Annotated in this window: 4 protein-coding genes; all 4 read right to left on the reverse strand. The window is 61.1% G+C overall.

Features of this window, described 5'->3' with window-relative positions; translation table 11 throughout:
• On the reverse strand, positions 1–6,718 hold a 6,718-nt coding region (locus J5J06_15205), incomplete at its 3' end, for a hypothetical protein (protein ID MCO6438436.1).
• A 531-nt stretch (positions 6,719–7,249) separates the two neighbouring features.
• Positions 7,250–7,438, reverse strand: coding sequence for a hypothetical protein (locus J5J06_15210; protein ID MCO6438437.1), 189 nt, complete (start codon positions 7,436–7,438; stop codon positions 7,250–7,252).
• Positions 7,439–8,378: 940 nt separating this feature from the next.
• Positions 8,379–9,695: a hypothetical protein gene (locus J5J06_15215; protein MCO6438438.1), complete on the reverse strand. Its 1,317-nt coding sequence runs from the start codon at positions 9,693–9,695 to the stop codon at positions 8,379–8,381.
• A gap of 15 nt (positions 9,696–9,710) precedes the next feature.
• The gene (locus J5J06_15220) at positions 9,711–10,121 is read right to left on the reverse strand and encodes a hypothetical protein (GenBank protein MCO6438439.1); all 411 of its coding nucleotides are present in this window, start codon (positions 10,119–10,121) and stop codon (positions 9,711–9,713) included.
• Positions 10,122–11,101: the final 980 nt, after the last annotated feature.

Raw genomic sequence — 11,101 nt, forward strand, 5'->3', positions numbered from 1 at the left:
ACACCAGCGCCCGGGCGGCGGGGTTGACGAACGGCAGGCCCTGGAAGCCGATGCGGTTGACGTACCCGCCGAGGAGCTGGTCGCGGGCGATCGGCTGGCCGTAGGGGTTGTAGGCCCACTGCTGCCGCACGTTGCCGGCGCCGTCGACCAGGGCGGTGACGTTGTGCGATGCATCCGTGAGGGCGTAGTGGGGCTGGGCGACGTCGCTCTTGAGCTGGACGAGGAGTTGGTCGACCTCATCGGGGGCCCAGATGTAGTCGACGGTGGCGTACTGCGTCGGCGAGGGGCCGCCGGTGCCGCCGAACATTTCCATCATGTCGCCGAAGCCGCCGATGCCGCCGGTGGACGGGGTGTAGATCGATTCCTGGATGCGGCGGAAGCCGTCGTAGTAGAGGTCGATCTGCTGCCACTTGTCGCCAAGGGCGTTGGCAAGTTGGTCGATGGTGATCAGGCGTCCGAGGCCGTCGTAGCAGAAGCGGGCGAGCACGGGGCCGACGTCATTGGGATCGAGGGGAGTGCCGTCGACGCTGAACTGACTGAATTGCGGGATACCGTCGTCGAAGAATTCGTTGATCTGGATCAGCCGGTGGAAGGCGTCGTACTGGTAGAAGTAGTCGCCATCGCAGACGAGGTTGCCCATTGGGTCATAGGCGAATTCGCCCGCGCCGGTGTTGCCGGTGATTTCGGCGATCTGGTTCCGCCAGTCGACTTCATGGTTCTGGAGGCTGCCGCCGTCGCCGATGCCATCATCGCCGACGTCGATTGAGGTGACCAAGCCGATGCCGTATAGCGAATCAAACCAGTTTCCGAAGCCATCAAGGCGCCAGTCGTACGAGCGCCATTCGGGCGCCAGCGCACTGCCGCGGGTCACATCGGAATTGTCGGCCGCGAGAGCCCCGAACTTGGCGAGATCGAGCCGATTGCGGTCGTCATGCGTGTAGCGCCAGGAGCGATCATTTTCCTGATCGTAGCCGTTGTACGGCCATTGCGTGACGCGGGCGTATTCGCGATTGCCGGCAAGGTCGTAGGCATATTCGTACTGGTGCAGCAACTGCGCGCCGGCAAAGTACGCGAGGTCGCGGATGCGGCCGAACGGGTCGAGGCCCGGATAGCCGGTCGTGCCGCCGGCGCCGAAAGACTGGCTGATCAGTCCGTTGCCGAGTGTCATCGCCGCGCGGCGAGCGACGCCCATGTAGGTGAAATCGGCGACTTCATTAGTCCCTTCGATGATACGGCTGACGCGGTTGAGCGCGTTGTCGAAGTTATTGCCGGCGTAGTCGAGCGTGATGACGCGGGCGACGCCGTCGAACATGCGTGCGGGATAGGTGATGGTGTCGAGGCGATCCCCGAGCGGATCCCAGCCGTACACAACCGTTTCTTCGCCCGCGGTCCGCCAGACATTCTTGTCGGGATCGTTGAGATCGCCGCTATGGATCCAGAAATTTCGCCCCTGGTCCTCGTAGGTGGGATTGCCAAAGCCATCGTACGCAAGCGTCACGTCCGAGAGCTTCACGCCATAGGCGTCGAAGACGCGGATGGCGTCCGGGGCGCCGCTCGGGTGGTAGTCGAACTCGATACGGGCGGGGCGGACCGTTGGCTCATACACCGCCGGGTAGCGCCCTTCGATGTCGATGTCGATCGCGCGGAGTTGGCGCAGGTCGTCATATTCGAAGTACAAGACGTTGCCGTTGGCATCTTCGCGCCGGGCGATGGTGCCATCGGAGTAGTAGGCGAACTGGTAGCTAGGTTCCGCCGGCATGCCACCAGTGGCTGGGTCGGGATAGAAGACGGCAGAAATCCAGCCGCTGCCGCTGCTCATCTGGTCCGCGGGGTCGAAAGTGCCGTCGTAGCCGGCGGCGTCGTAGACAATGGCGTCGTACGCGAAGCGCGTCACCTGCACGCCGGCAGGCGGCGCATCCCAGGGAATGTCGGTGGCGGAGTCGAAGTTGGGCTGCAAGGCGACGTCGACCGAGGCGATTGCGAGGAGTCGGCCGAGGTTATCGCATTGTGAGGGATCCGCGACATCCATGCATTCGTAGAGGTAGGCTGTCTGGGCGACGCGAACGCCGTCCCGCGACGTGGTCTCCATTAACACCCGGTCAAAGCTGTCGCGCTCCGTGTCAACGGTAGTGCCGTCGGGATACGTAACCGAGACTTGTTTACCGGTCGCCGGGTCGTACCCGTAGGAGGTATGGCGCGCTGTTCCCGGAATCGGGTCGTTGGCGTCCAGTAAAGCCGCCGTGGAAAAGTCGCTTCCGCCGGTGCCATAGTCGTACTGGTCTGTGGGGCGGCCGTCGATGTCGTACACGGTCTTGGTGTACGTCGCCACCGCGTTACCGACTCCCAACGTCGCGCCGCTCAGATCATCATGAGTGCGCTCAAGCCGCGTCACGAACACGGGCCGATCGCCGTCATCGAAAATTGTCTCGTTTCGCGCGATCGGCAGGCCGCCGGCGAGCTGCTCGCTGACGACTGGACGGCCCTTCGCATCGTAGACGGTGCGCATGACCGGCATTCCGATCTGATGAATCTCGATCGGACGGTTGGCATGGTCGTAATAGCGCGTCACCGACTGCGTTGTCGCACCGTTCGGATCGCTCAGGTCGTACGTGAGCGTCTGGGCGGGATTGCCGCGGGCGTCAAAGCGGTACTCCATGAGCGAAACCAGCGCCGGTGGATTTGCGTTGTCGGCCTGGATGATGCCGGCCGCAGTAGGCAGCGCCTGGCCTGAGAGGAACCCGGCCGGATCGACATTCGTCAGCGCAGCGCTTCCATCATAGGTCGCCTTGAACGCTTCGCGATCAAGGTGATCATACCAGGTCACGTGCGTGCGCAGCACGGTTCCGTCGTCAGCCTGCTCGATACGCTTCACCGGCCGCATGCGCCAGTCATAGATGATGTCTTCGAGGCGGCCGTGTGCTTCCTCGTCGCCACCCTCGTACTGCATGGTGATACGGGAGTCATATCGGCGAACGCGGGTCAATTCACCCGCGTTGGTCACGTCATTGCCGTAGTAGCGCTTTTCGACGAGCACCATGTCGTCGTCGCAATCCGGTGGATCGCCATCCGGATCGCTTTCGTCATAGTCGCAGTCAGCGCCCCAGTACACATGGAAGTCACTGCTGCCGCGATAGACCTTCCACAGGCGACCGTACTGATCGTGCACGTTGCGCAAGATTGTGCCATCGACATCGCGCGAACGCCCAATGTTGCCGAATCCGTTGTAGTCGATCTGGGCCTCGAGTGGCGGCAGGTCTTCAGCGCCAACCGTTTCCATGCCGATGACGCGGCCCATTGCGTCTAGCTTCGCAATTTCCTGCTTGATGACGTGCGTATTCGGACTTCCCGGCGGGATGATGTTCGGCTCGTAGCCGTCCGCATTGCCATCGAATGCGGCCGGATCAATAGTTGCGCGGTACTTCAGACGCCCCCCGTCCAGACGGTTCAGTTCAATGGGCAGCGTGCAGGTTTGGCCGTCAGCGGACACGCCATTGTAGATCCACAAGTACCGGGTCTCGAAAGAATCGACCGACTCGCCCGAAATCGGGTCGTTTGCGAGCATCCGGTCTTTGATGATCTTGCGCGTTCCGTCCGGGTAATGGACCACTTCGAGCAGGTCCCACGTGCCGTACTCGAACTCAGTGGTCAGATCGAGCGCCGTCGCTGTCGCCGGATCGCGGGAGATGCGCTGATAGCTGCCGGGCAGCGTCGCCGAATCGATCGTCTGCGACATCCGCAAACCTTTGCCCTGCGCATCATACGTAGTGCTGTTCCAGAAGAACTCGAACGCGTTGGCGGTGTTCACCGGCGCCGCTTCGGCGTCGCCTTCTGGTATGCTGCCGACGCCGTACCACGTCTCGTTGCCCTTGTCGTCCATGATCGACACTTGAACGCCACAATAATCGAGCCCGGGCGCGGCGTCCGTGGGCGCTTGGACCACCGTCCTCTCGATGATCGGGGCGTCTTCACCGGTTCCGTCCAACTGGTAGAGGTACTTGGTCCACTCGCTCCAGGCTGCGTCAAACGCCCCCGACCAAGCAACTGTGTTTGCGGCGTAGCGGTACTCCGCCTTGATCAGATCAGGGCGGCCGGCGTTGCGGACGTAGTAGTCACGGAGGAATTCCGCGCCGCTGGTGCCCTCCTTGATGCACACGGCCTGCAATTCACCCGGTTCGTCGCCGCTATCGGGGTAGTACTTGTAGGTTACGATCGCACCCTCGCTCGCCGGGTCTGGATTCGATGGCGCTGACCAGCCGGCACTGCGTGTCTCAACCAAGCGGCCCTTATCGTCGTACTCGTTTTCTTCGCCAGAGCCATAAACGCGATCGACCACGGGATCATTCACGTCATCCGGCCACTCGTAGCGCCGCTGCTTGACGAGAAACCCGGCCGGATTCACATGGTACACGTTTCGCGTGAGGATCGGCGGATCACCATTTGGCTGCGTGACGTCATAGGACAGGCCGAGGGTACCATTGCTCTTCCTGCCAATCTCGTCGACGATCCCGATCCAGAAACCGCGGTCGAGCTCGTTGGTCCACAGGCCGGTGCAGTTGTCCGGGCGGTCTGTATGCGGAATGAAGAATGGGAAGTGCAACAGCGACGTCATCGTTTCGCTGACGTATAGGCCGTTCAAGTCGCCAATGGGAACCTTGTTCTCCGGGAAGCTCGCAATGAAATAGTGCGCAAAGAGACGCTCTTTGCCATAGCCGTAGCGACGATCGATCACGAGGCGCATAGCCTCCCCGCGCCAATCGGCCTCAAGCAATGGCACGCCAACAAATAGCTGCAACGCGTCTCGCAGTGCGCCGTAGTCTAAAGGGCGGGGATCGAACGTATTCCAGCCCCACAGCTCCAATGACATGTCCGCGAGATCAACAACGGCGGCCTGATTGTTCGACCCGGGGCTCACATCCGGGTTCTCCGGATCAACGCGCACGTAGCGGCCTGGACCGTCCGTCAGCAGATCATCGACAGTGAGGCTCGGATCATCATCATAGAGTCGCATGCCGTTGACAATTGCAGCAACAGTGTTCGGCTCGTACACTTCCCGCAATAACGGGAAGAACTCGCCGGTCGCCGCGAGCCCGTTGTAGCGGTAGAGGCTGTGTCGTCGTGCCGGTTCTGAGTTCCCCTGCCCATCGATCGATGACGTGCGTCGGTCCGTCACGGTGGCTTTAATTAGAGCTCCGCCCATGGACCACCAGTCGTTGTGGATAGCAAGTCGCTCCAGGTCGCATTCGTTGCCCGGATTGCCGGTGTTCTGGTATAAGTACCGCGCCTCAAGGATCCAGTTCGTCGGTACATCCGGATGGTTCAGCGAGTTAAATTCATCGAGAGTAAAGTCCGGCGCATCCGGATCGCTTGGATCAACGAAATCCAGATCGCAAAAGTCCAGCACGTCCAACGTGAGATTCCCGTTCGGTAATGGATCAACATCTCCGCTGAACACGTGGATGGTGTGCACGGCGTTCTGCATCGTCCACGGAAGGTGGTCAAATCCATGCCCGCGGTAGAACCCGAACTTGCGGTGCGTATACAATAGCGTGTAGACGACGGTCTCGCCGCCGGCCCCATCGCTCGTGCACAGCTTGATTGCCTTAATTTGCCCTTTCTCATTGGCGTTCTGGCAACACGGTTCGCAAACGCCGCCGCCGTGACTGTCGGCCCAACCCGGGCCTTCGCAGCCATCGGATTGACTGACGTCGCTATAGAAGTATCGGATCACATTGCCGTAGCGGTCCGAAATCGATTCAATCAAGCCGTAGTGGGGAACGCCGCAGTTGAGGCTCTCCCAATCCCAGGCAGGCGCATCAGGACTCGAGTGAGGGTCTCTTCCGCTCGGCAACGCGGAAAACTTCTCGTCGCGAATCTTGAAGCGGTAGACGATGCTGCTGCGGTGCAGCCGGATGATTGCATGTTTGCCACTACCACTGTCTTCGATCGTGAGCCGCGCATCAAACCAAGGAGGTGCTGTATATTGTCCCGTTCCGTCGCTCCAAATGAACGGAATCGAGTGGTGCCCATCAGGAATCAGATAACAGCGCTTTGGCGTGCTGGTCTGCGGCGTATCGCCAACGGCGTAATACGGATGTGCTTCAAAGAGAAAGAGCGGGTTCTCGCTCATAACCCAGCTCAACCCGTTCCAGTCCCAAAAACGACCCTGTGCGCCCCAAAAGGTGTGATCGGCTTCGTCTTCAAGCATGCCGTACTCCGTTTGGCTCCCATACATTCGCTCGGCAAAGGTCCGCACATGCCGAAAGACCGCACCGCCAAACGGCAGTTGAAAATCCACTGCACGGTACAGGAACTGCCCGGTGGCCGCGTCTAAGCCACCCTCTGATAGAACGCGCTCCGGGTACGGGATCGGACCGGCAAGATGCCGCACTTCGCCTGAAACCAGCGGAGCCGTTGAAGCCAAGGGGTCTACTGACAGTGGCGGAAAATCAGGGGACACCGCTCCAAACTGCAGATTAAGGTTCAGCGGCGCGAGGTAATCACCGGGGGAGCTGCCATCGCTGGTGCCACTGCTGTTGCCGCCACACAGTGGCCACCACCCGGCAAAGAAGTTGTCCGGGTCGCTACAATCTCCGCCGGCGCCATCGGCTGGCACCTGAGGCATCGAGTTCCGGCAATCACAGTGGTCTTGAGCCTTGGCGTGGACGGAAATGAGCAGCACCGCAGTCAAAGCGACGGCGGAAACGCGGCTGGCCGACATGATCAACTCCGATGCGACAGCGCCTCAGGATGTCTACGTAATCCGTATTGCGGAAGAGTCGGCAGTTGTTTACCCGAGCTGGCTTACAGCGTCAATATAAAAATGTGATACGAATCAGGACTTCTTCGCACCACACCCGGGCCCTTTTGTCGCAAATCCTTGCAGCTGTGTAAATTACGATTGCACCCACGGGCGGGGTGTTCCGGTTTTCGGTAGGCAAGAAACAATAATGATCAATGGCTGGAGATCGTCTTCGGGAGACTGTGAACCATAGCAGCCATCCTGCTACTCACGTTTCGCCACGAAGCGCACGCCTTACGGTTATTGCTGAGCCGGTTCAATCCTTCTTAAGCGTAAGTGTTCGGGCTCCGACGATTGGGAGCCCGCAGACTTCAAGTTCAGCTGAGAGACATTGTGCTCAGCGGTCTCTGTGTGTCCGGTGTTAGCAGGTCGCTCAGCATCCAAGTCGGAGCGGTTGGTCTTTTTCTTCCGTGGTCGCCTGAGGCGTTTCATTCGGTGGATCATTCTTCGTTACACTTCAGCCGGTGGATCATCGCCAGCGCCTGCGCGTTCGGCCCGGCCGTTGGCCTGATCGACGGCCACGTCCAAACACAGTCGGGCGTCGGTATCGATCAAGACATGCACGCTGTGGCTCAGCAGCGCCGGCTGGCCGTTGCCTTTGCGGGCCAGCCGCGCCTCGGAATCGGACCACGCCGTCATGCGTGGCGTTCGTCCGCTTCTAACCGCGGAAGTTGACGGTCGGCTTGCCGGCTCGTCGCCATCGCTGCCGTCGCTGATCTTCTCGTCCTGCCGATCGATCGGCCGCTCCGACGGAATGCTCGGTCGCCCGTCTAACTGTAGGCGGCGTTGAAGTCGCGCGACATGCCGGCCAGGACCTGATCGGCCCGGCGTTTGATCTCGCGCAGCGGTGCTTGGCCGGAACCAGATCGTGCAGGTGGAACGTGTGGTAGATATCCCCCTGGGAATCCACGCGACCCCGCATCCATTGTCCTCCGTGACGGGTTCATCCGTTTATACCCGCCGCGTCAACTCAAGATGCGCGCTCATGCTGGGTTATTTAGTGACCTGCTAAGTCACCGAATTCGACTCTTGCTTCCGCCGATCCGACGGCGCTGCCGCGCGTGCTGGCGCGAGCCAATCGCGCCACGCTAAATGGCTTCCTCCTCACGGCTGACGCACTCCAGCTGACCCCGCCACAACTCTCCCAGTGGATCGCGGGCGGGTCGCTCGGCGCCCGCGATCGCGCCGAACTGGCGTACCTCGGGCCGGCGCAGGGCGCTTCGTTCGCGGCCTGATGGCACGCCAAGAACCGCCGCCTCAGCCGGGGCCTGTGGGCGTACGGGTGCCAGCGAAAAGCGCGAGGGGCCCGGTCTGCAGCGCAGCGAAAATGGGACGAGCCGGTTTTCTGCTTGACCGGCCCGGCGGCGGCGGTATCCGTGCCGATCGATCAGGCCGAGGGGGTGCAGGGGGCCTGCGGAGGGAGAGCAACGGCTTTCGGCCACACATGAAGGAACGCCGACTGTCGCCGGTGAACGCGAGGAGCGGCGACGGTGACACTGGCGCGCCGGCACCACTACGCAGCGCCGGATTTGCCGCGCTGTCACAGCCAAGCAAGCTCGCTCGACTGCGGCAGAACAAGCTACTCGGCGAACTGTGCGAAGTGAAGGACTTGCGTCCGAAGGGGCTCGGGCCGGCCCGTGTCGACGATGGCCTGAGCTTCTTTTTCGTAGGAGGCCAAGAACGTCGCGAAGTCTTCGATGCGGATGGTACCGACGGCCGGGTCGATAAACTCCATCAGAAGATCGTCATGTCCATTGCTCGCAGACGAAGCACCGATTAGTAGCCGTGCGTGAGATCGCATGCTGCCCGGGACGGTCGTATTGATCCAGATTGGCCCATGATCGATAAGCATTCGAAGATATGCCCGGGGATGGAAAGTTTGCGGCGCGTGGACGGTCAGCTGCATCGCGGCGGCTAGTTCGCTGATCAACTCCGGAGGCAGTCCACGATCGGCGGTGTGCAACTGTTTCCATTGCGGCCCGAGTGACTCCATGGCGTAGTTTATCGAGAGGCTCCGCTGTTCACGCCAAGTGAGCATCATCGTAGCGACCGTGCTCCAGCAGCTCATCCTGGAAGGCTGCTGGAGCGGAGCAATACTCCATCGAATGTGGAGGGGTGTGATAATATCGCGCACGATATCGTCAGGTGACAGCAATGGCTGTGCACTGGCGTCACCAGTCGGCGATAAGCCGCTCAGGTACTCGATTAACGTGGCATCATCGCGAATGCCCCAGATCAAGTCTCGGCCAACCAGACGATCAGATGATTGCTTTTCCAGACTCGCGTGTAGCTGCACCGCCATCGCCTGGAGCGCAGTTGCCGTTGCGTCAGCACTTCCGTGTTGGCTCAGATCGACGAGATACTCCACGTCGGCGATCAGCGCCGACTTGATCATCGTTACCCGCTCGCCCTGCGACCGCCGGAACGCCACGGCTTGCTTGCATTGTTCTGATTGCTGGTCGGCGAGGCGAAATACGTCTTCGTCGGCCAGTTCAACGATCCGGACGTTCGTAAGCTGCAGCGTGATCCTCTGTATTCCGGCGACGCTTGAACGGCTTGAAAGATCCTGGAGCTGACTACTGCTGACGCTGAGTGAACCGCTCAGCATCTGTTGAGACTGAGCCGAAATCGTGCGGGATTCGCGATAGCTCCCAGCGACGTTGTGGCCGAGGGCGCCGCGCTGCCCGCACACAAGCTCAAGCGTTTGCGGTACGTCGCTGCGCACGAGCGCAATGGTGCCCGGTGTAATAAAGGTGGTCGGCGGGAAGACCGGAGTATAACCCATGCGCGCCACTTCCTGGTGGATGGTAGGCTCAGCGCGGCTCATGCGGTAGCTGACAAATCCTGCTATCCCGAGTGGGACGAGCAGTAGCAGCCCGATCATCATCGCACGCATTCGCATTTCACTCCCTCAGGCGCAACAGCACTGGTAGCAGTAGAACATCGTTGCACCGTGCGGCCCCGTATCGAACGAGTAGCGCTTACCGCCCGGGACGAACATCCAGTCGCCAGCAGTAAGCACGTGATCCCCGTAGCGAATCGAGCCGCTGATCATGATCCGAACACCGTCTGCGTCGTGTGCGTGCTCGGGAACGCGGACATCCGGGCCTGCTGATGAGATGAACATTTGGCACCGATCCAGCGAGAACGGAAGCTGCCACTTGTGGAAGCTTTCGGGAACATTGTCGGTGCTGAGCTTTTCGAGCACCGGTTGGAGGTCCTTGTCCCGCGAGGTTCGAATCTTGGAGAGGAAATTGATCGATCCCACGGCCTTCGCAATGCGCTCCAGGCCCTGCTCGAATGTCAGTCGATTCGGATTCATCGGTGGTTCCTATTTCACGGTATCCGGTCGTCAAAGCGAGGCGCGATAACCAACGAGGTCTTCGTGCTGTGGAAAGAAGCGCAATCGGCTGAGTCCGCTGCTGCAAAATTCGGTACGTACAACGCGGACACATTGGCTCGGCATCCGGACCGTGCGATCGGTACGAGCAACGGAGCCAAGTTGCGATGCCGACGGAGTACCTGGCGTGGGTTGTTGAGCCGCGATCAAAACCCGCGCGCGCCCCCCCATGGAACTCTTCCCCGCACGCAACCAGTTGGAAGCCGAACCGCGGGAATGTCATCGCCGACACCGCGCCGACCGCGCGAGTTGTCGCGACAACCGCACCTGCCTTCTCGTGCATCTTGCCGCGCGCTGCTGCGGCGTTTCCAGCCCAGGAACGCGATTTTCGTAAGTGCTTGCAGTGTAATGAGTTAATTACAAAACCGCTGCTCTGCCAATTGAGCTACGGTGGCGCGATCCGTCGCCGGCAAGCCGGCCGTCCGCCGCCCCCCAACCCCCCAACCCCCCAACCCGGCGCCCAGCTCCCGCCATTAGCGCGCTGCGCCATTCACCGGTCGCCGTTGGCCATTCGCCATCCGCCGTTCGCTCTTCACCATTCGCTGCCCTCCATTCGCCATTCGCTATTCGCGATTCCCCTCACCCCCGCCCCTACGGGGCGGATTCAAGAGTCCCACGACTCGGGAATTATCCGGACCGCCCCCCTCCCAACCGCCCAAAAACCCCGCGATTATCAGAAGAGTTCCATACCCGCGCGCGCAAACCCATGGAACTCTGCCCCCCACGCACCCAAGGCACGTCAGTTGGAAGCCGAACCGCGCGAACGTCATCGCCGACAGCGGCACGTTGCGGTTGTCGCGACAACCGCACCCGGCCGGCCGTTGCCGCTGACCGGTGTGTAGCGATCGAGTAATATGCGGACTTAGGCCACCGGGTCCGCGCCGGGCGGTTCGCGGCGCCGA

Source organism: Phycisphaerae bacterium (assembly GCA_024102815.1).
In the GTDB taxonomy this organism is placed as follows: domain Bacteria; phylum Planctomycetota; class Phycisphaerae; order UBA1845; family UBA1845; genus JAGFJJ01.